Source organism: Micromonospora purpureochromogenes, assembly GCF_900091515.1.
In the GTDB taxonomy this organism is placed as follows: Bacteria; Actinomycetota; Actinomycetes; order Mycobacteriales; family Micromonosporaceae; genus Micromonospora; species Micromonospora purpureochromogenes.
Map to the genome: position 1 here is coordinate 3,454,089 of NZ_LT607410.1, position 19,012 is coordinate 3,473,100.

Consider the following 19,012-nt stretch of genomic DNA (forward strand, 5'->3'; position numbering starts at 1 on the left):
CGCCGGGGTGGAACCTGCGGGTGGCTCAGGCGGGGCGGCGGCCCTTGAGGCGGCGGCCCAGCTCGCGGGCGATCTCCCGGTTGGCGTCGCGTTCGGCGAGCGCCTGCCGCTTGTCGTACGACTTGCGGCCGCGGGCCAGGCCCAGCTCGACCTTGGCCCAGCCGTTGCTGAAGTACATCGACAGCGGCACCAGCGTCACGCCCCCGTCGCGGAGCTTCTCCAGGATCCGGGCGATCTCCACCCGGTGCAGCAGCAGCTTCCGGGTCCGGCGGGGCTGGTGGTTGGTCCAGGTGCCGTAGCCGTACTCGGCGATGTGCAGGCCGTAGAGCATGATCTCGCCGTCGCGTTCCTGGGCGAAGGCGTCGACCAGGGACACCCGCCCCTCCCGCAGCGACTTCACCTCGGTGCCGGCCAGCACGATCCCCGCCTCGTACGTCTTCAGGACGGTGTAGTCGTGCCGGGCCTTCTTGTTGGAGGCGATGAGCTTGCGCTCCGTGTCCCTGGACACGACGACCTCCTGCGGGTGGGCTGCGGACCGGTGCAGAATACCCGCCGGCACCGCCCGGGTCGGCGCGGCGCGGGCGGGTACGGGCGGGCAATCCAGCCGTACCCTGCCTCCACCCGCCCGCCGGTAGGGTCGGCGGTCGTGACCGAACCGGACTTCCTCACCGCCACCCGCACCTCGTACGACACCATGGTCGCCGACTACACCGAGTTCATCCGCAACGAGCTGGCCGCCCGGCCGCTCGACCGGGCCATGCTGGCGGCCTTCGCCGAGCTGGTGCTGGCCGACGGGGGCGGGCCGGTCCTGGAGGTCGGCTGCGGACCCGGCCGGATCACCCGGCACCTGCACGACCTCGGTCTGGACGCCGCCGGCCTGGACCTGTCGCCGGGCATGCTCGCACAGGCCCGCCGGGACCACCCCGACCTGCGCTTCACCGAGGGGTCCATGCTGGAGCTCGACCTGGCCGACGGCGCGCTCGCCGGCCTGGTCGCCTGGTACTCGGTCATCCACCTGCCCGACGACCGGCTGCCGGACGCCTTCGCCGAGTTCCACCGGGTCCTCGCCCCCGGCGGGCACCTGCTGCTGGCCTTCCAGGTCGGCGACGAGCCGGTGCACCGCACGGACGCGTGGGGACGCCCGGTCTCGCTCACCTTCCACCGCCGCCGGCCCGAGCAGGTGGCGCGGCTGCTGCACGCCGCCGGGCTGGACGTGCAGGCCCGGCTGTGCCGGGAGCCGCAGGAGTGGGACGGGCGGAGGGAATCCACTCCGCAGGCGTGCCTGCTGGCCCGCCGCCCGGCTGACGACCGGCGGTGACCGGGCGACCACGGCGGCTCGTATCCTTCTCCCGCGGATCCTGTCCCGGGGACCGAAACGAGCCGATGAGGAGGTTGGTGTGAGCAGCCGGACCGAGACGTTGGAGTTCCAGGCCGAGACGCGTCAACTGCTGCAGTTGATGGTGCACTCGATCTACTCGCACAAGGATGTCTTCCTGCGGGAGCTGGTCTCCAACGCGTCCGACGCGCTGGACAAGCTGCGGCTGGAGTCGCTGGTCGACGCCGACCTCGACGTCGACACCTCCGACCTGCACATCGAGATCGAGACCGACCCGGCGGCCCGCACCCTCACCGTGCGCGACAACGGCATCGGCATGTCGCGCGAGGACGTCGTCTCCCTGATCGGCACCATCGCCCGCTCCGGCACGGCGGAGCTGCTGCGCAAGCTGAGGGAGTCCCGGGAGGCGGCCGCGCAGGACCTGATCGGCCAGTTCGGCGTCGGTTTCTACTCGACGTTCATGGTGGCCGACACCGTCACCCTGCTGACCCGCCGGGCCGGCCAGGCCGAGGGCACCCGCTGGGAGTCCACCGGCGAGGGCACCTACGTCGTGGAGACGGTCGACGACGCCCCGCAGGGCACCTCGGTCACCGTGCAGCTGAAGCCGGCCGACAGCGAGGACAACCTCGCCGACTACACCGACCACGGCAAGATCCGCGAGATCGTCAAGCGGTACTCCGACTTCATCGCCTGGCCGATCCGGCTCGTCACGCCCGACGCCGAGCCGGTCACCATCAACTCGATGAAGGCGCTCTGGGCCCGGCCGCGCGACGAGGTCGCCGAGGAGGAGTACCGCGACTTCTACCGGCACGTCAGCCACGACTGGGCCGACCCGCTGGAGACCATCCACATGCGGGGTGAGGGCGTCTTCGAGTACGAGGCGCTGCTCTTCATCCCCACGCACGCCCCGTTCGACCTGTTCATGGCCGACGGCCGGCGCGGGGTGCAGCTGTACGTCAAGCGGGTGTTCGTGATGGACGACTGCGCCGCGCTCATGCCCAACTACCTGCGCTTCGTCAAGGGCGTGGTGGACGCGCACGACCTGTCGCTGAACATCTCCCGGGAGATCCTCCAGCAGGACCGGCAGATCCAGATCGTGCGCCGCCGGCTGGTCCGCAAGGTGCTCGCCACCGTCAAGGAGATGCGCACCGAGCACGCCGACCGGTACCGGACCTTCTGGTCCGAGTTCGGCCGGGTGGTCAAGGAGGGGCTGCTGGAGGACCCGGACAACCAGCAGGCGATCCTCGACATCGTCTCGGTGGCCTCCACCCACGACGCCACCGAGCCCACCACCCTGCGCGAGTACGTCGAGCGGATGAAGGACGGCCAGGAGGAGATCTACTACGCCACCGGCGAGACCCGGGCCATGCTGGAGAACTCGCCGCACATGGAGGCCTTCCGCGCCAAGGGCTACGAGGTGCTGCTGCTCACCGACCCGGTCGACGAGGTGTGGGTGGAGCGGGTCGCGCAGTTCGACGGCCGGCCGCTGCGCTCGATCGCCAAGGGCCAGGTGGACCTGGACACCGAGCAGGAGCGCGAGGAGGCCGGGACGGAACGGGAGCGGCAGATCAAGGAGTACGCGGCCCTGCTCGCCTTCCTCGGCGGCGCGCTGGCCGACAGCGTCAAGGAGGTGCGCCTCTCCTCCCGCCTGACCACCTCGCCGGCCTGCATCGTCGGCGACGCGCACGACATCACGCCCACGCTGGAGAAGATGTACCGCGCGATGGGGCAGGAGGTGCCGACGGTCAAGCGCATCCTCGAACTCAACCCGACCCACCCGCTGGTCACCGGCCTGCGCGCGGCGCACGAGCGCGGCGGCGACTCCGGCGCCCTCACCGAGACCGCCGAGCTGCTGTACGGCATGGCGCTGCTCGCCGAGGGCGGCGACCTGGCCGACCCGGCCCGGTTCGCCCGGGTCCTCGCCGACCGGCTGGCCCGCACCCTCTGACGCGACGACGGCCCCGGCCCGGTGGGGGAGCACCGGGCCGGGGCCGCCCGCTCAGGAACCGACCCGCACGCCCATCGCCGCCCAGGTGGCCGCGCCGACCACCCCGTCCACGGTCAGCCCCCGCATGCCCTGGTACCAGCGCACCCCGGCCTCGGTCTTCGCGTCGAAGGCGCCGCTCGCCGGGCCGCACCGCTTCGCGCCGACGAACCGCTGGACGAAGGCCACGTCGCCGCCCGTGCTGCCGCGCCGCAGCGTCCGCGAGCCCGGTCTGCCCCCGGACACCGGCGTCGCCGGCCGGCCGCTGGGCACCGACGGGGCCGGCTTGACGGCCGCGCGCAGGGCGGCCACGGTACGCGGGCCGACCACCCCGTCGGCGGTGAGCTTCCGGGTGGTCTGGAACGACCGTACCCAGGCGGTCACGGCCTGCCCGAACACCCCGTCGGCCGTCAGCCGGGCCCCGAGGCGGTTGGCGACGGCCTGCAACTCCCGGACGTCGCCGCCCCGGCAGCCGGCGCGCAGCACCCGGTCGCCCAGCCGCGCCGTCGTGGCGGTGGCGATGCCCCACGGGTGGCGGCTGTCCTCCAGGCTCCGCTGGTGGCTGACGCTGACGTGCAGGTGCTTGTCGTGCGGATTCGGCCCCGTGTACCGGGCCGGCCGGAAGCTGCGGGTACGGCTCCAGATCTTCCGGTCGTAGATGACGTACTGGGTGGACGGATGGCTGACGGCCTGCCGGACGACCAGCAGCGGGTCGATCCCGTCGACGTCCACGTCCACCGCGTTGACCGATTGATCGTCGTTGTCCGGATTGTGGTCCGAGCGGCGCGTCTGGTGACTGGCGTCGCCCAACCAGCCTTCGGACTTGCGGTCCCGCTGCGGCCAGCGGGTGTCTATCTCCTCGCGCAGCACCCGCAGCGCGGGCGCCAGGTGCACGCCCATCTCACTCCTCCTCTTCCAGCGCGGCGGCCAGGTCGAAGTCGACCTCGTCGCCGGCCAGGCTCTCCGGGTCGTCGTCCTCGTCCAGAGTGGCGACGAGGTAGTCGGTGTCGATGCTGACGGTGTCCATGAAGGTCCTTCCCCTCGCGGATGGCCGGCCGCCCCGGCCCGGGGCGGACCGTGACGGCCAGGGCGCCGGCGACCCGCATCCGGCGGTCGGCGGGCCCGACGCGTCGGCGTCGCAGCCGCGCTCTGCTCCCTACCGTCCAAGTCGGCGGCCGGGCTGCCCAGATATGCGTCGCCAATCAGCGGCAACGCTGACCGTCCGGCGGCGCGGGCCGCCGATCGAGGCCGCCTGACCAGCGAAGACGGGGAGGCGGCGGCACCTGATCCGCCGCTCGGGGCGAGGCTTTCGGCCCAGTCGTGACGGGTTCCCGACCGGCCCTTTTAGACCACCGCCACCCGACCCGCAACTCGAAGGCCGAAGCCGTCGCTCACCCGGGTGAAGAACTTCACAAGAAGTGGGCAACCGGCCCAAACAGTTCCTAACGTCGTTCGTGTTCGCGATCGCGGACACCACGGCCGGTAACGCCTAATCCATGCCGCCGGCCGGTGGGACCTTGTCAGCGGGCATGGAGCGGGGGACCCACACGTTCCTCGGTGCACGTCACCTCGGGGTGAAGCCGCCCATCGGCGGCCGGGCTCCTCGGCCCGAACCCGACAGCTCACCTCGTCGGCGTGGAGGAATCCACATGGCAACTGAACACACGGCCCGTCCCCGACGGGTCAGCTCGCGCCGCATCGCCGTCGGCACGCTCGCCGTCGGTGCGGTCACCGGGGTCGCCGCCGTCCTGGCGCCGGCGTCGCCGGCGAGCGCCGCCAGCGTCAACTGGGACGCCATCGCCCAGTGCGAGTCCGGCGGCAACTGGCACATCAACACCGGCAACGGCTACTACGGCGGCCTGCAGTTCTCGCAGAGCACGTGGTCCGGCTACGGCGGCAAGAAGTACGCCTCCCGCGCCGACCTGGCCAGCCGCGGCGAGCAGATCGCGATCGCCGAGAAGGTGCTCGACGGTCAGGGCATCGGAGCCTGGCCGACCTGCGGCCGGAAGGGCGGCTCCACCAAGAGCTACTCCACCACCTCGGAGAAGTCGCAGAAGTCGCAGCGGCGCTCCGGCTCGTCGAAGGCCACCTCCACCGAGCGGTCCTCGCGGGAGCAGCACAGCACCCGCAGCCAGCGGCGCAGCGCGCCGGCCGCGACCGGCGACGTGTACGTGGTGCGGCCGGGCGACACCCTGTCGCAGATCGCCGACGCCCGGGACCTGGCCGGTGGCTGGCAGGCGCTGTACGAGCGCAACAAGCGCGTGGTCGGCGCCGACCCGGGGCTGATCTTCCCCGGTCAGAAGCTCAGCCTCTGACCCAGCGGGCACCGTGACGACGCCCGGCCGGACGACCGGCCGGGCGTCGCCGCGTCCACGGCATGGTCGGCGCGGATTCGAGCCGCCGGCGACGGGGTACCGGGCGCACGTGGACCGGCCCGCCGGCGCGTCCGCGTCGCCGGTCGTCGGGGCCGCGGCCGGGGCGCGGGGATAGGGTTGGTCCTGGTGTGCCGGGAAGTCTGGTCGGCGATGGATGACGCGACCCCTGCCGACGAGGAGTTTCCGTGACCGACGCCACCCGGCGCCGTGCCAGCCTGTTCGCCCGACGCTCGTGGGGCGAGACCAGCCGCATCTCCGCCATTCTCCGCAAGGAGACCGTGGGCGGGGCACTCCTGCTCATCGGGGCGTTGCTGGCACTCGTCTGGTCGAACTCGCCCTGGGCGGACAGCTACCAATCGGTACGGGACTTCCGAGTCGGTCCGGCGTCCCTGCACCTCGATCTCAGCCTGGCCACCTGGGCCGCCGACGGCCTGCTGGCGATCTTCTTCTTCGTCGCCGGGCTGGAACTCAAGCGGGAGTTCGTCGCCGGCGACCTGCGTGATCCGCGTCGCGCCGCGGTGCCGGTCGCGGCGGCCGTCGGTGGGGTGATCGTGCCCGCCGCCATCTACTACCTCATCGCCGCCGGCGCAGGCGAGGGCGCGGCGAAGGGCTGGGCCATCCCGACCGCGACCGACATCGCCTTCGCGCTGGCGGTGCTCGCGGTGGTGGGCCGGCTCTTGCCCTCCGCGCTGCGCACCTTTCTGCTCACCCTGGCTGTCGTCGACGACCTGCTGGCGATCGTCATCATCGCGGTCTTCTACACCGCCGACCTGTCGGTCGGGCCGCTGCTGGGCGCCCTGGTGCCGCTCGCGGTGTTCGGGCTGCTGGTGCAGCGCCGCGTCCGGTCCTGGTGGCTGCTGCTGCCCCTCGCCGCGGTGACCTGGACGCTGATGCACGAGTCCGGCGTACACGCCACGGTGGCGGGAGTCCTCTTGGCCTTCACGGTTCCGGTGATCCGTAGCGAGGCCGCCGGTGGACCGGATGCGGGGCCTGGGCTGGCCGAGCATTTCGAGCACCGGTTCCGGCCGATCTCCGCCGGGGTGGCGGTGCCGGTCTTCGCGTTCCTCTCCGCCGGCGTCACCATCGGTGGTGTCGCCGGCCTGGCCACCGCCCTGACCGACCGGGTGGCGCTGGGCATCGTCCTCGGCCTGGTGGTCGGCAAGCCGGTCGGCATCATGGCCGCCACCTGGCTGGTCTCCCGGTTCACCCGGGCCGACCTCGACGAGGGCCTCAACTGGCTCGACGTGCTCGGCCTGGCGCTGCTCGGCGGGATCGGCTTCACCGTGTCCCTGCTCATCGGCGAGCTGGCCTTCGGCCTCGGCAGCGAACGGGACGGTCATGTGAAGGTCGCCGTGCTCGCCGGATCCCTGCTCGCGGCGCTGCTCGCGACGTTCATCCTCCGCGCCCGGACCCGCCTGTACCGGCGGGTGCACGAGCTGGAGACCGTCGACCGTGATCGGGACGGCATCCCGGACGTCTTCGAGTCGCAGAGCGACGCCCCTCGGCGCTGAGCCGCCGGAACCCGCTGCGGGCGGTCACCGGCGTGGCCGCCCGCTCCATCCGCTGGTGGCAGGCGGTTATGATCACCGGGATCCGTGGAGCGCCGGGAAGTCTGGTCGGCACCGTACCGAACCGCGCCCTCCCGGAGGTCGACCCGTGCTGCTGCTCTCCTTCGCCGCTGTCCTGCTGGCCGCCGTGCTCGTGTCGGCGCTGGCCCACCGCACCATCCTCTCCACGGCGGCGCTGTTCCTCCTCGCCGGGTTCGTCCTCGGCGAGGACACCACCGGCGTGCTGCACCTGCGGGCCGACTCGCCGATCGTCGCGCAGTTGGCGGAGCTTGCGCTGTTCGCGGTGCTGTTCACCGACGGCATGCGGGTCGGCTGGGCCGACCTGCGCGCCGCGTGGCGGCTGCCGGGTCGCGCGCTCGGCTGGGGCCTGCCGCTGACGCTGCTGGTCACCGCCGTGCTGGCGCACTTCGTGGCCGGGTTGGACTGGCCGGAGGCGCTGCTGGTCGGGGCGATCCTCGCCCCGACCGACCCGGTCTTCGCCGCCGCGCTGGTCGGCAACGACAAGGTCCCGGCCCGGCTGCGGCACCTGCTCAACGTCGAGTCCGGGGTCAACGACGGCCTGGCGCTGCCGTTCGTGGTGGTCCTGCTCGCCGTGGCCGCCGGCTCGGACGACCTGCATTTGGCGGACCTGGGCACCGAGCTGGCGATCGGACTGCTGATCGGCGTGCTGGTGCCGCTGGTGGCGATCGCGCTGGAGCGGACCCGCTGGTTCGCCGCCTCGACCGCGTACGCCCCGCTGAACGGGGTGGCCATCGGTCTGCTGGTGCTGGCGTTGGGCAAGGCCACCCACGGCAATCTGTTCCTGGCCGCGTTCGCCGCCGGGATCACCGTCGCCACGTTCGGGCCGCGGGAGCGCGCGGCGTTCGAGCACTTCGGGGAGAACGTCGCCGAGCTGCTCAAGTTGGCCGCACTGCTGGTCTTCGGGGCGCTGATCTCGGTCGAGTTCCTCGGGGAGATCTCCTGGACCGGCTGGGTGTTCGCCGTCCTGGCGATCGTGGTGGCCCGCCCGATCGCGCTGTGGATCTCGTTCCTGCGCTCCGGGCTGAGCCTGCGGGAGCAGGCTGCCGCGATGTGGTTCGGGCCGAAGGGGTTCGCCTCGGTCGTCTACGGGCTGTTGGTGCTGGAGTCCGGCATCGCCGCCGGGGACGAGGTGTTCCACCTGGTCGCGCTGACGATTGTCATCTCCATTCTCGCGCACTCCTCGACCGACGTAGTGATCGCCCGGGCCTTCGACGAGGCCCGGGAGGTCCCGGCCTGGCACGGTACGCTGCGCCGGGTGCGGCGATCGGTGACGGCTTTCGGCCGGCGCGACGACTCCGCCGCCGCGGTGCCGCACCGTGGGCCGGTGGCGGGCGACGGACCGGCCGCGGACCGGCCCGCCGACCCGACCGGAGATCAGGCGAACGCGAAGTAGCGCAGCCAGAGGTAGGGCACCGCGAACCCGACGGTGACCAGGGTGACCACCAGGCCGTAGCGGGTGAACTGCCAGAAGGTGATCCGCTGCCCGGCGCGCTCTGCGAGGCCGAGCACGACGACGTTGGCCGACGCGCCGACGGCGGTGGCGTTGCCGCCCAGGTCGGCGCCGAGGGCGAGGGCCCACCAGAGCACCCGGGACTGGTCGGTGTCGCCCTGGGCGTTGACCAGGTCGGCGACGACCGGGCTCATGGTGGCGACGTAGGGGATGTTGTCCACGATCGCCGACAGGACGGCCGAGCCCCAGAGCAGCACCATCGTTGCGGGCAGCAGGCGGTCGGCGGTGGCGTCGATCGCGGCGCGCGAGATCTGCTCCACCACACCGGTGTTGACCAGCCCGCCGACCATGACGAACAGGCCGCCGAAGAAGACCAGGGTGGGCCACTCGACGTCCCGGCTGACTTCCCCGGCGTTCAGGCGGGACAGCGCGAGCAGCAGCAGCCCGCCGAGCAGCGCGACCACGGCCGGTTCCAGGTGCAGGGTGGTGTGCAGGACGAACGCGGCGGTCACCGCGCCGAGCACGGCCAGCCCGAGGACGAGCAGCCGTCGGTCGCGGATCGCGTCGCTCTCGTGCAGGGCGGCGATCTGCGCGGCGCGTTGCGGGTCGTAGCGGAACGCGCGCCGGAACAGCACCCGGCACAGGCCGAGGAAGACGACCAGCAGCAGCGCGATGAACGGGGCGAGGTGGATCAGGAAGTCGTTGTAGCTCAGGCCACCCCGGCTGGCGATGATGATGTTCGGCGGGTCGCCGACGAGGGTGGCGGTGCCGCCGATGTTGGAGGCCATCGCCTCGGCGATCAGGAACGGCGCCGCCGGCACGGCGAGGCGTTCGCAGACCAGGAAGGTCACTGGGGCGATGAGCAGGACGGTGGTGACGTTGTCCAGCGCCGCCGAGGCCACGGCGGTGATCAGGACCAGGAGCACCATCACCCGGAACGGTCGGCCGCGGGCGCGTTTGGACGCCCACACCGCGACGTACTCGAACGCGCCGGTGCGTTTGAGCACCGCGACGATGAGCATCATTCCGACCAGCAGGAAGATGACGTTCCAGTCGATGCCGGACTCTTCCGAGAAGAACGCGTGCTCGGTGTCGGTGGCCCCGATCAGGAACATCACCGCCGCCCCGCCGAGCGCGGCGGCGATCCGGTGGATCTTCTCGGTGGCGATCAGGACGTACGCGACGGTGAAGACGGCCACCGCCGCCCAGGCCACCCCGGTCACGGCGTGCCCAGCATCCGGTCGAGCAGTGCGTCGAGGGTGATCCCGCCGATCATCTGCTCGCCGCGGGCGGCGACCGCGACGAGCGGACTGCGCTTCTGCGCCATCACCGCGGCGATCTCCAGGACGGTCGCTCGCGGATCGACCACCGGTGGCTCCGGCTGCTCGCGGGGGAGCAGGTCGGCCACCGTCCGACCCTCGACTCCCCGTAGGAACAGGTCCGCAGACGGTTCGTCGATCATCCGGGCCAGGGTCGGATCCTCCCGGCAGTAACCCGGGATCACCAGGCGGAGCACCTGGGTGCCCGGCAGCACCGTGACGGGGCACCCGGCGCCGTCGACCACGATGAGCCCGGGCAGGTTGTGACTGGCCAGCAGGCGGGCCGCCTCCAGCGCGGGAGTGTCGACGGTGATGGTGGGGAAGGGCACCGCGAGATCTCGGGCTCGCACGGACGACTCCTGGGGGCTGGTCGGGACGTGGTCCATCACACGCCGACCAGACTTCCCGGCACACCGGTGATCACTCTAGCTGCCCGCCGGCCCCGGCCCGGCGAACGACCGGCCAGATGAGCCGGTTTTCCACCCCGCGCCGCGGACTACGCCGGCCCGGCCGGGTACGCCCGGGTCTCGCTCGCCTTGACCGCCGCCCACACCCGCTGCCCGGGCTCCAGTCGCAGCTGGGCGGCGGCGGCCGGGGTGACGTCGGCGGCGGCCGGGACCGGGCCGGCGAGTTGCACCCGCAGGTTGTCCCCGTGCCGCTGCACGCCGGCGACGGTGGCCGGCCAGGTGTTGCGGGGGCTGCCGTCGGGCTGCCGCGGGTGCAGGGCCACGGCGGCGGGCCGGAAGACCACGAAGGCGTCGCCGTCCAGCCGGTCGGCGGTGGCCAGGGCGAAGCCGTCGCCGAGGCGTACCCGGTGCCCGTCGGCGTGGCCCCGGTAGAGGTTCAGCCCGACGAGGCGGGCGACGTAGTCGGTGCGCGGCCGGGCGGTGACGGTGGCGGCGTCCCCCTCCTGCACCACCCGACCGTCCTCGACGATGACCAACCGGTCGGCCAGGGCGAGCGCGTCCAGCGGGTCGTGGGTGACCAGCAGCGTCGCGCCGTCGTGGTCGGCCAGGTGCCGGTGCAGGTGGGCCCGGGTGTCCAGGCGGGTCCGGGCGTCCAGCGCCGCCAGCGGCTCGTCGAGCAGGAGCAACCGCGGGCGTACGGCGAGCGCGCGGGCCAGGGCGACCCGCTGGGCCTGCCCACCGGAGAGCTGCCGCGGCCGGCTCCGGGTGTGCCCGGACAGCCCGACCCGGTCCAGCCAGCCGGCCGCCTGCTCGCGGGCGGCCCGCCGGTCGAGGCCCTGCCGGCGGGGGCCGAACGCGACGTTGTCCAGCGCGCTCAGGTGCGGGAAGAGCAGGTAGTCCTGGAACACCACGCCGACCTGGCGCCGCTCCGGCGGGATCCACCGGGCCCGGTCGGGCCGGTCCAGGTCGACGCCGTCGAGCAGGACGTGGCCGGCGGTGAGCGGCTGGAGCCCGGCGAGGGCCCGCAGGGCGGTGGTCTTGCCGGCGCCGTTCGGGCCGAGCAGCGCGACCACCTCGCCGGCGCTCACGCTCAGCCGGACGTCGAGTCGGAAGGCGTCCCGGTCGACGACCAGGTGGCCGTCCAGCAGCGGGGCGCTCACGGGCTGGTGATCCAGCGGTCACGCAGGCCGGCGAGGATCGCCACCGAGACGGTGAGCAGGATCAGGCTGAGCACGATCGCCGCGTCCAGGTCGGTCTCCAGGGCCAGGTAGACGGCGAGCGGCATGGTCTGGGTGCGGCCCGGATAGTTGCCGGCGAAGGTGATCGTCGCCCCGAACTCGCCCAGCGCCCGGGCCCAGCAGAGCACCGCGCCGGCGGCGACGCCGGGAGCGATCAGCGGCAGGGTGACGTGGGTGAAGGTGGTCCACCGGCCCGCGCCGAGGGTGGCCGCCGCCTCCTCGTAGCGGCTGTCCGCGCCGCGCAGCGCGCCCTCGACGGCGATGATCAGGAACGGCATCGCCACGAACGCCTCGGCGAGCACCACGCCGGTGGTGGTGAACGGCAGGGTGAGGCCGAAGGCAGCGTCCAGCCACCGCCCGAGCAGCCCGTTGCGGCCGAACACCAGCAGCAACGCCACGCCGCCGACGACCGGGGGCAGCACCAGCGGCACGGTGACCAGGGCCCGCACCACCCGACGGCCGGGGAACTCCAGCCGCGCCAGCAGCCAGGCCAGGGGGACGCCGCAGGCCAGGCAGAGCAGGGTGGCCAGGGTGGCGCACTGCACCGACAGCCGTAGCGCGGTGAGCACGCCCGGCGCGGTCAGCCGCTGCGGCAGCGTCGCCCACGGGGTACGCGCCAGCAGCCCGACCAGCGGCAGCACCAGGAAGAGCAGCCCCAGCCCGGCCGGTACGAGCAGCGCGACCGGCACCCGCCGGCCGGGCCGCCGGCGGGTACGCGGCGCGGCGGCCCCCGGTGCGGCGGTCACGACCCGGTGGGCGGCTGGAAGCCGGCGTCGGTGAGCACGGCGCGGCCCTGATCGGAGCGGATGTGGTCAACGAAGGCGCGGGCGGCGGTCGGGTTCGGCGCGTGCTTCAGCACCACCACCGGGTAGTCGTTGACGGCGCCGGCGGACTCGGGGAACTCCACGCCGTCGACCTTCGCGGCGGCGGACCGGACGTCGGTGCGGTAGACCAGCGCGGCGTCGACCTCGCCGAGCGTCACCTTGGACAGCGCGCCCTTGACGTCCTGCTCCAGCGTCACCGGTGTCAGCTGCACGCCCGCCGCGCCGAGCACCTCGGCGGCGGCCGCGCCGCAGGGCACCTGCTCGGCGCAGAGCGCCACCTTGGCGCCGGGCCTGGTCAGGTCGGCCAACCCGGCGACCCCGGCGGGGTTGCCCTTCGGCACGGCGATGACGAGCCGGTTGCGGGCGAAGACGGTGGGGGAGCCGACGGTGGCGCCCGCGTCGGTGACGGTGGCCATGTTCTTAGGAGCGGCCGAGGCGAACACGTCCGCCGGGGCGCCCTGGGTGAGGTGGGTGGCCAGGGCCGAGCTGCCGGCGAAGTTGAAAATGACCCGCACACCCGGGTGCGCGTCCTCGAACTGGCGGCCCAGCGTGGTGAAGGACTCGGTCAGCGACGCGGCGGCGAAGACGGTCACGGCGCCGGTGACCCCGGTCGGGCCGCCGTCGTCGGCGTCGCCGCCGCAGCCGGCGAGGCCGAGCGAGGCCACCATCGGCAGGACGGCCAGCGCGGCGCGGACCCTCGTCACCAGCTGTTCCTCCCGCGCAGCGGCGCGGCCCGTTCGACCACGACCGTGGTGGATTTGATCACGGCGACCGCGACCGAGCCGACCGTCAGGCCCAGCTCGTCGACCGCCTCCCGGCTCATCAGCGAGACCACCCGGAACGGGCCGGCCTGGATGTCGACCTGCGCCATCACCGTGTCCCGGACGACGGCGGTGACGATCCCGCGCAGCCGGTTGCGGGCCGAGGAGAACTCGGCGCGCCCGTCCGGCTCGGCGGCCTGGGCCCGGACGAAGCCGGCCAGCTCGACGCCGTCGACCAGCCGGTGGCCGTGCTCGTCCCGGGTCGCCGGCAGGCGTCCGGCGTCCACCCAGCGCCGCACGGTGTCGGTGCTGACGCCCAACAGCTCGGCGGCCTCGCTGATCCGGAACACGGTCACCGGGTCACCCTAGCGGCTCGCGTCTGCGTGGCGGAAGCGGTGACGTGCCTCGCGTACCCGAGGGTGATGGCGGGCGGACGGCCGCATCTGCGGGTGCGGCGGTGGGTCCGGCGGGCGCCGGCGCGACGACGGCGGTCGGCCGCCGCGGAACGCGACGACCGACCGCCGGTGGTACGGGTCGGATCAGCTCAGGGTGAGCGCGGTGTCGTCCACCACGAAGGACGTCTGCAGCGAGCTGTCCTCCACCCCGCTGAACGAGATGGTCGCGGTGGTGCCGGCGAGCGAGGAGACGTCGAAGGTCTTCTGCACGTAGCCGGCCGCGGCGTTGACGTTGGAGTACGTCGCCAGGGTGGTGCCGCCGGCCTTGACGGTCAGCCTGTCGTACGCGGTGGTGCCCGACTCGGCCGTGTCGATGTGCAGCCAGAAGCTGAGGGTGGCGCGGCACCCGGCCGGGATGCTCACCGACTGCGACAGGGTGTCGGTGTGGGTGGAGCCGTACCCGTCCATCCAGGCCTTGTAGGAACCGCCGTGCGCGGCCTGGCTGGTCGAGTTGGTGATCACGCCCGAGGACGCGGTCCAGCTGACGGCGCCGGACTCGAAGCCGGGGTTGGCCAGCTTCTGGCCGGAGCAGGTGCCCGACGGCGGGGTGGTCGTGGTGGTCGGGGTCGGCGTCGGGCTGGTGCTGCACGTCGGGTCGGCGGTCTGGGCCGGGACGCTGACGGCGTTCCAGGCGGCCTTGACCGTGTCGAACTCGGCGCAGCTGCCCGGGTAGAGGTTCTTGGCGGCCTGCAGCGTCCAGGTGCGGTACTTCAGGTACGACGAGGACGACGTCTTGAGCAGCATCGCGTTGTACATGATCTTGATGGCCTTCTGGATGCCGAGGCCGGTCACGGTGCTGCCGTTGCAGGTCGGGCTGGTCGGTTGGCCGTTAGTCGGGTTGCTGCCCATGGCCAGCAGGTAGAACCAGTGGTTGCCGGGGCCGGCCGCGGCGTGCACCTCCTGGGTGGGAATGCTGCTGGAGTAGCAGTTGGCGTCACCCACCGCAGACGGGTTGTACATGTTGCGGATCGGGCCGTTGCCGACCAGGTTGATCTTCTCGCCGACCAGGAAGTCCGGGGCGTCGTAGGTGGAGGGCTCGTTGGCGAACCACTCGGTGGCGGCGCCGAAGGTGTCGGCGACGAACTCCTGGGTGTTGCCGCCGGAGATGCCGCCCGGCGTCTTGTCGTCGATGCCGTGGCCGATCTCGTGGGCGACCACGTCGATCGAGCTGATCCACTGACCGGCGGTGTTCTTGCCGATCTGGACCTGGGTCCCGTCGTAGTAGGCGTTCTGGTCGTTGAGGCCGACCCGGATCGGCCAGGCGCCGCCGGTGCCGTTGGCGCCGTTGCGGCCCAGCCACTGGGAGAGCATCTTGTGCTGGGTCTGCGCGGCGAAGAGCGCGTCGACGCAGCCGGTTTCCTTGCTCGTTCCGCTGCCGTTGCCCCACGCGTCGTCCGAGCCGGAGAACGTGGTGTTGGTGGCCGCGTCCTGGCAGCTCTGGTTGGTGACGTTCGGGTCCTTGAGCGAGTACGTGCTCCCGGACAGGGTGGTGTTGAGCGCCAGCGGGCTCGGCCCGTTGTAGTAACCGGTGCCGGTGCCGTCCATGACCCGTTCCCGGGTCCGCAGCACCTTTCCGGTGGCGGTGTCCACGTCCACGGTCAGCCGGCTCGGGCCCTCGGCCGAGGTGCCGGCGAGGGTGGTCTGCCAGGCCAGCGTGGGCGTGTCGGCGAGGTTGTAGACGACGAGGGTGGTGCCCTCGACCCCGGCGACCGTGCGCAGCTGGGCGCGGGCCGTCTTCTCCGCCGTCGCGGCGGTGAGCTTCGGGGTCGTGGCGATCTCGCCGAGCGGCCGTTGCTGGGCCACCGAGGCGTAGGTGACCTGGCCGGCGGAGTTCGTGGCCAGGACGAAGTCGCCGCCCTCCACCGGCAGGCCCTTGTAGGTGCGCTCGTACGGCACGTACTGGGTGCCCGCGGAGGAGATGACCGGCTTCTGGACGAACCCGTCGTTGGCGCCGGCGTGCAGGTACTGCGGCCGGCTGGCCACCAGCGAGCTGGCCGCGCTGGCGGCGAGCGCGCGGGCCTCGGCGGGTGCCGGGGCCGGGCTCGGGGGTGCGGCCTGGACGGCCGCCGCGGTTCCCGCGGCGAGCAGGCCGGCCGCTGCCGCGCCGGAGAGCGCGACGAGGCGAGGTGAGATCTTCAAAGGGGCGCTCCTGTTCTGGGTCGGCGCGTCCGTTGCCCGGTGGGGTGGCGCGCCGGTCGAGCGAAAGCAGGTGCGACGGCGGTCTCCGGAGCTGCCGGCGTGCCCGGAGTGACGACCGGCCGTCGCGCGTCGCCGGGGGTTGGCGACGTGCTGGAGGCACGATCACACGCGCAACCATTGATATCAATGGGTTGACTCGGGCAACCGATGGTGGTGGCGTTCATCCGGTTGTTTCGGTCAGGTGAACGGGGGTCCACCCGTCGCGGTCTGAACAGGTGATCTCTGTCGGGGACGCGGGACGGCCGCTGCCTGACTCGCGCGTTTTGCCGCTAGGTGCATGTTGCGTGCACAGGTGCAGAGCGGCGGCAATCCGTCATGTTCGCCCTGTCCGTCATGGTGGCTGGATCACCAGAGGGCCACCTGACCTGGCCCGACCAACGGGCAGCCGGCACCCGGCAGGGGCACAATGTGGCCATGCGGCAGGGGTTCGCTCACCAGGCGGTTCTCGACATGGCGCCGGACGCCGATCCGGGCGCGCCCGGGGCGGCCATCACCACGGCCCTGTGCGGCCACTGGGAACACGAGCCGCCCTGTCCGGTGGCCCCCCACCACACCCGGGCCGAGCGGTCCGGTGACGAGGTACGCCTGCACATCCTCTTCGCGACCGAACCGCACCTGGAGGAGCGGGTGCGGCAGGACATCGACCGTGCCCTGGCGCGCGGCGAGCTGCGCGGCCCCGACGGCGGGACGACCCGGTGGCGGCTGCGGCTGAGCGGACCGAGCGAGCCGTCGCCCGGGGAGGCGGAGCACCTCGAGCGGCTGACCCGCGGCTAGAGCGTGTCTTTCGGATGTGTGATTGAGGGTCCGCCATCACCTCGTCCTGAGTGGATGGTGGCGTGAGCACCGGTAGGTCAACTGGTCCGGCTGCTCGACGACGTGGCCGTCGCTGCGCTTCTATCCTGGCGGCTGTGGCCGCCCAATGGACGACCGCCGACGCCTGGGTCTTCTCCTCCATCCAGGGGACCGGCCCTGACGACGGCTGCACACTGACCCAGATCATCACGAAGGCCGACGCGACAAACCACGCCATCCTGACCGAGGCCGAGTTCACCCGAGCCGTGCCCCGCCTGGTCGCCGCCGGTCTGATCGGCGCCGACGCCGAAGCCGATCTCTACTGGCCCACCGAGGCCGGACGGTCACTGTATCGACAACGGATGACACGACGTGGTCTGTCTGGCTGGCTGGACGTGATACCACCGGCGTTGCGCCGGCTCGGCGAGCCTCAGGACCGCCCTTGGTCCTTGCCGACCGGCGCCTTCGACCGCGCCACCCGCGAACATCTGAAGCGCGCCAGCGAGACTCTCAAGAGCCTGGGCGTACCCCGACAAGATCCAGGAGCCACACCCTGAAGCGCCTGGCCAGAAGTCTTGTCCGTAACCCTCGGGTAGCCAGGGTGAGGTCCAGGGTGCGGTGGTGATGAGGTTCTGGTCGAGGGTGCGGTGGCGTACCCGTGCGCGGGGCGCATACTGATCGTGGCCTCGTCGTGGTCTGGTCCTGTGTGGTAGCCGAATCCAAACCCCGACGGGGCCTTGACGTCGGCAGCAACATCAACTCGGGCGAGTTACGGACATTACTTCCGGCAGCCCCGCTGAGGACTGGGCATATGGGACTGCAATACGCATACTTTACGGCCGAGGATGACGAGGCCGCCGCGGCGGCCTTCGCGCTGGGGGCATGGCCACCGCCCACCTTCCCCACCGAGGAAATCGGGCTGACCGAGGACGTCCGGCTGGACGACCTTGCTGATCTGGAAAGTCTGCTCACCGGCCGGAGCGCCCAAGTGATCACGGCGGATCCCCGGTGCTACGCCAAGATTGTCACCGAGTTCGACGAGGATGCGGGTGTCGACCTGTGCGGCATCATGGCGGTGACCGACACGTTCATCCAGGCGCTGGCCGCCGCAGACCTGTCCACGCTGCGAAAAATGTCTCACGGCTACTACGGTTACGACTACTACGTGGGCGCCTTGCGGGCGCTGGCGGCCGTTGCACAGCACGCGGTGGCGCGTGGGCATCGCATGTACTGCTTCTGGGTGGTGTGACTCCTGGAACCCACCCCGGCCGCCAATGGTTACGTGCAGAACTTCAGGACAACTGCTTAGACCCGTCCGCCGCCCGGTGTCCCGGGGCCGTGGGCGCGGCTGACCTACCATGCGGGCGTGGCGAACTTCGATGCGTCGTCGGCGGTCACGATGGTCTGGCAGCGGCAGAGCGTCTGGTCGCATGCCGCGGCGGCCGAGAAACGGCGCGTCGTGCGCGCACGGCGTACGGTCGCCGGCCTCACCATCGGCGCCGCCGTCGCCGGCTCCCTCGCCACCCAGCTCGGCGAGTCGCACCGGACGGCCAGCCGCGCGCTGGCCATCCTCGCCGCCGCCGCGCTGCTGCTGGTGCCGGTGGCGGCGAGGTGGACCTCGCGGGACACGGTCCACGCGTGGACCCGGCTGCGGTCGGTCTCCGAGGCGTTGAAGGCCGACGTCCACCGCTACCTGGCCGGGGTGGCGCCGTTCGCCGGCGCCGACCGCGACCGGGTGCTGCTGCGGCGCGCCGACACCCTGCTGGACGACTCGGGTGACCTGGTCGGGCGGACCGTCGGCCGCGCGCCGGTCGCCCGGCCGCTGCCCGACATCCACGACGTGCCGAGCTATCTCACCGCCCGGGTGCGGGGGCAGGTGACGGGCTACTACACGCCGATGGCGCGGCGGATGGCCCGGCTGGCCGCGCGCGTCCGGTGGGCCGCGACGGCGGTGACCGTGGCCAGCGCCCTGCTCGCCGCGACCGTCGGGGTGCTCGGCGACGGGCTGGGCCTGACCGCGTGGCTCGGGGTCGCGGCGACCGTGACGACCGCCCTGGTCGGCTACGGGGCCGCGGAGCAGTACGAGGCCCAGCAGATCGAGTTCGCCCGGACGGCCGACCAGCTGACCCGGCTCTGCGTGACCCGCGAGACCGGGCACGGCTGGACCGACGACGACGCGTTCGTCGCCGAGGCCGAGCGGATCATCTCGCTCTCCAACGAGGGCTGGATGGCGAAGATGATTGAAGAAGATGGCGCAGCGCAGCAGTGACATCACAGCGAGTG

Annotated in this window: 19 protein-coding genes and 1 riboswitch; of the genes, 9 read left to right on the forward strand and 10 right to left on the reverse strand. The window is 72.4% G+C overall.

Translation table 11 applies throughout. The features are described 5' to 3' along the window. Nucleotides 1-25 precede the first annotated feature (25 nt). Nucleotides 26-508 carry an SsrA-binding protein SmpB gene (smpB, locus tag GA0074696_RS16005; protein WP_088961840.1) on the reverse strand — a complete coding sequence of 161 codons (483 nt, stop codon included), beginning with the start codon at nt 506-508 and terminating at the stop codon, nt 26-28. Between the two features lie 138 nt (nt 509-646). Here smpB and GA0074696_RS16010 point away from each other — a divergent pair, with 138 nt between their 5' ends. Then, the gene (locus GA0074696_RS16010) at nt 647-1,318 is read left to right on the forward strand and encodes a class I SAM-dependent DNA methyltransferase (RefSeq protein ID WP_088961841.1); all 672 of its coding nucleotides are present in this window, start codon (nt 647-649) and stop codon (nt 1,316-1,318) included. A gap of 79 nt (nt 1,319-1,397) precedes the next feature. Further along, nucleotides 1,398-3,284: a molecular chaperone HtpG gene (htpG, locus tag GA0074696_RS16015; RefSeq protein ID WP_088961842.1), complete on the forward strand. Its 1,887-nt coding sequence runs from the start codon at nt 1,398-1,400 to the stop codon at nt 3,282-3,284. Between the two features lie 51 nt (nt 3,285-3,335). Here the strand turns inward: htpG and GA0074696_RS16020 are convergent, their stop codons facing one another. Further along, the gene (locus GA0074696_RS16020) at nt 3,336-4,220 is read right to left on the reverse strand and encodes a peptidoglycan-binding domain-containing protein (protein WP_088961843.1); all 885 of its coding nucleotides are present in this window, start codon (nt 4,218-4,220) and stop codon (nt 3,336-3,338) included. Nucleotide 4,221: 1 nt separating this feature from the next. After that, complete coding sequence (locus GA0074696_RS32270; protein WP_255540690.1) at nt 4,222-4,347, reverse strand: hypothetical protein; 126 nt, start codon at nt 4,345-4,347, stop codon at nt 4,222-4,224. A 449-nt stretch (nt 4,348-4,796) separates the two neighbouring features. Next, nucleotides 4,797-4,971: riboswitch (cyclic di-AMP (ydaO/yuaA leader) on the forward strand. On the opposite strand from GA0074696_RS32270, the gene GA0074696_RS16025 reads away from it, so the two are divergent. From GA0074696_RS16025 to GA0074696_RS16035, 3 genes are all read left to right on the forward strand, one after another. Beyond that, nucleotides 4,970-5,635 carry a LysM peptidoglycan-binding domain-containing protein gene (locus GA0074696_RS16025; protein ID WP_088961844.1) on the forward strand — a complete coding sequence of 222 codons (666 nt, stop codon included), beginning with the start codon at nt 4,970-4,972 and terminating at the stop codon, nt 5,633-5,635. It overlaps the preceding riboswitch by 2 nt. Nucleotides 5,636-5,880: 245 nt before the next feature. Beyond that, nucleotides 5,881-7,206, forward strand: coding sequence for a Na+/H+ antiporter NhaA (gene nhaA, locus GA0074696_RS16030; protein ID WP_088961845.1), 1,326 nt, complete (start codon nt 5,881-5,883; stop codon nt 7,204-7,206). A gap of 145 nt (nt 7,207-7,351) precedes the next feature. Continuing rightward, a complete protein-coding gene (locus GA0074696_RS16035; RefSeq protein ID WP_231925020.1) occupies nt 7,352-8,677 on the forward strand; it encodes a cation:proton antiporter in 1,326 nt (441 codons plus the stop codon). On the opposite strand, the gene GA0074696_RS16040 is transcribed toward GA0074696_RS16035, so the two are convergent. The 7 genes from GA0074696_RS16040 to GA0074696_RS16070 all read right to left on the reverse strand — a co-directional run bounded on the left by GA0074696_RS16040 (nt 8,659) and on the right by GA0074696_RS16070 (nt 15,877). Beyond that, nucleotides 8,659-9,957 (reverse strand): ArsB/NhaD family transporter, encoded by a 1,299-nt coding sequence (locus GA0074696_RS16040; RefSeq protein WP_088961846.1) that lies wholly within the window; start codon nt 9,955-9,957, stop codon nt 8,659-8,661. The two genes, GA0074696_RS16035 and GA0074696_RS16040, sit on opposite strands and share 19 nt — an antisense overlap. Then, on the reverse strand, nt 9,954-10,403 hold the full coding sequence (locus GA0074696_RS16045) for a CBS domain-containing protein (RefSeq protein ID WP_088964608.1): 450 nt from the start codon (nt 10,401-10,403) through the stop codon (nt 9,954-9,956). Before GA0074696_RS16045 ends, GA0074696_RS16040 begins: the two co-directional genes overlap by 4 nt. A 146-nt stretch (nt 10,404-10,549) precedes the next feature. Continuing rightward, a complete protein-coding gene (locus GA0074696_RS16050) occupies nt 10,550-11,620 on the reverse strand; it encodes an ABC transporter ATP-binding protein (RefSeq protein WP_088961847.1) in 1,071 nt (356 codons plus the stop codon). Continuing rightward, nucleotides 11,617-12,444 (reverse strand): ABC transporter permease, encoded by an 828-nt coding sequence (locus tag GA0074696_RS16055; RefSeq protein WP_088961848.1) that lies wholly within the window; start codon nt 12,442-12,444, stop codon nt 11,617-11,619. Before GA0074696_RS16055 ends, GA0074696_RS16050 begins: the two co-directional genes overlap by 4 nt. Continuing rightward, nucleotides 12,441-13,190 carry a molybdate ABC transporter substrate-binding protein gene (gene modA, locus GA0074696_RS16060; RefSeq protein ID WP_088964609.1) on the reverse strand — a complete coding sequence of 250 codons (750 nt, stop codon included), beginning with the start codon at nt 13,188-13,190 and terminating at the stop codon, nt 12,441-12,443. Before modA ends, GA0074696_RS16055 begins: the two co-directional genes overlap by 4 nt. Before the next feature lie 32 nt (nt 13,191-13,222). Then, nucleotides 13,223-13,639, reverse strand: a complete 417-nt coding sequence (locus GA0074696_RS16065) for a TOBE domain-containing protein (RefSeq protein ID WP_088961849.1) — start codon at nt 13,637-13,639, stop codon at nt 13,223-13,225. Nucleotides 13,640-13,822: 183 nt separating this feature from the next. Further along, a complete protein-coding gene (locus tag GA0074696_RS16070) occupies nt 13,823-15,877 on the reverse strand; it encodes a M4 family metallopeptidase (RefSeq protein ID WP_088961850.1) in 2,055 nt (684 codons plus the stop codon). A 474-nt stretch (nt 15,878-16,351) separates the two neighbouring features. Between GA0074696_RS16070 and GA0074696_RS16075 the strand changes: the two genes are divergently transcribed. The 4 genes from GA0074696_RS16075 (at nt 16,352) to GA0074696_RS16090 (ending at nt 18,998) form a co-directional block, all read left to right on the forward strand. Further along, nucleotides 16,352-16,711 (forward strand): hypothetical protein, encoded by a 360-nt coding sequence (locus GA0074696_RS16075; RefSeq protein ID WP_088961851.1) that lies wholly within the window; start codon nt 16,352-16,354, stop codon nt 16,709-16,711. A 134-nt stretch (nt 16,712-16,845) separates the two neighbouring features. Next, nucleotides 16,846-17,286 carry a hypothetical protein gene (locus tag GA0074696_RS16080; RefSeq protein WP_088961852.1) on the forward strand — a complete coding sequence of 147 codons (441 nt, stop codon included), beginning with the start codon at nt 16,846-16,848 and terminating at the stop codon, nt 17,284-17,286. A gap of 254 nt (nt 17,287-17,540) precedes the next feature. After that, nucleotides 17,541-17,978 (forward strand): hypothetical protein, encoded by a 438-nt coding sequence (locus GA0074696_RS16085; protein ID WP_088961853.1) that lies wholly within the window; start codon nt 17,541-17,543, stop codon nt 17,976-17,978. A gap of 117 nt (nt 17,979-18,095) precedes the next feature. After that, entirely contained in the window at nt 18,096-18,998 is a 903-nt protein-coding gene (locus tag GA0074696_RS16090) for a DUF4231 domain-containing protein (protein WP_088961854.1), read from the forward strand. Nucleotides 18,999-19,012 lie beyond the last annotated feature (14 nt).

Bases quoted from the DNA above. Each gene is read 5' to 3' on its own strand.
- GA0074696_RS16020 (WP_088961843.1), bottom strand. From the start codon at position 4,220: ATGGGCGTGCACCTGGCGCCCGCGCTGCGGGTGCTGCGCGAGGAGATA.
- GA0074696_RS32270 (WP_255540690.1), bottom strand. From the start codon at position 4,347: ATGGACACCGTCAGCATCGACACCGACTACCTCGTCGCCACTCTGGAC.
- GA0074696_RS16025 (WP_088961844.1), top strand. From the start codon at position 4,970: ATGGCAACTGAACACACGGCCCGTCCCCGACGGGTCAGCTCGCGCCGC.
- modA (WP_088964609.1), bottom strand. From the start codon at position 13,190: ATGGTGGCCTCGCTCGGCCTCGCCGGCTGCGGCGGCGACGCCGACGAC.
- GA0074696_RS16075 (WP_088961851.1), top strand. From the start codon at position 16,352: ATGCGGCAGGGGTTCGCTCACCAGGCGGTTCTCGACATGGCGCCGGAC.
- GA0074696_RS16085 (WP_088961853.1), top strand. From the start codon at position 17,541: ATGGGACTGCAATACGCATACTTTACGGCCGAGGATGACGAGGCCGCC.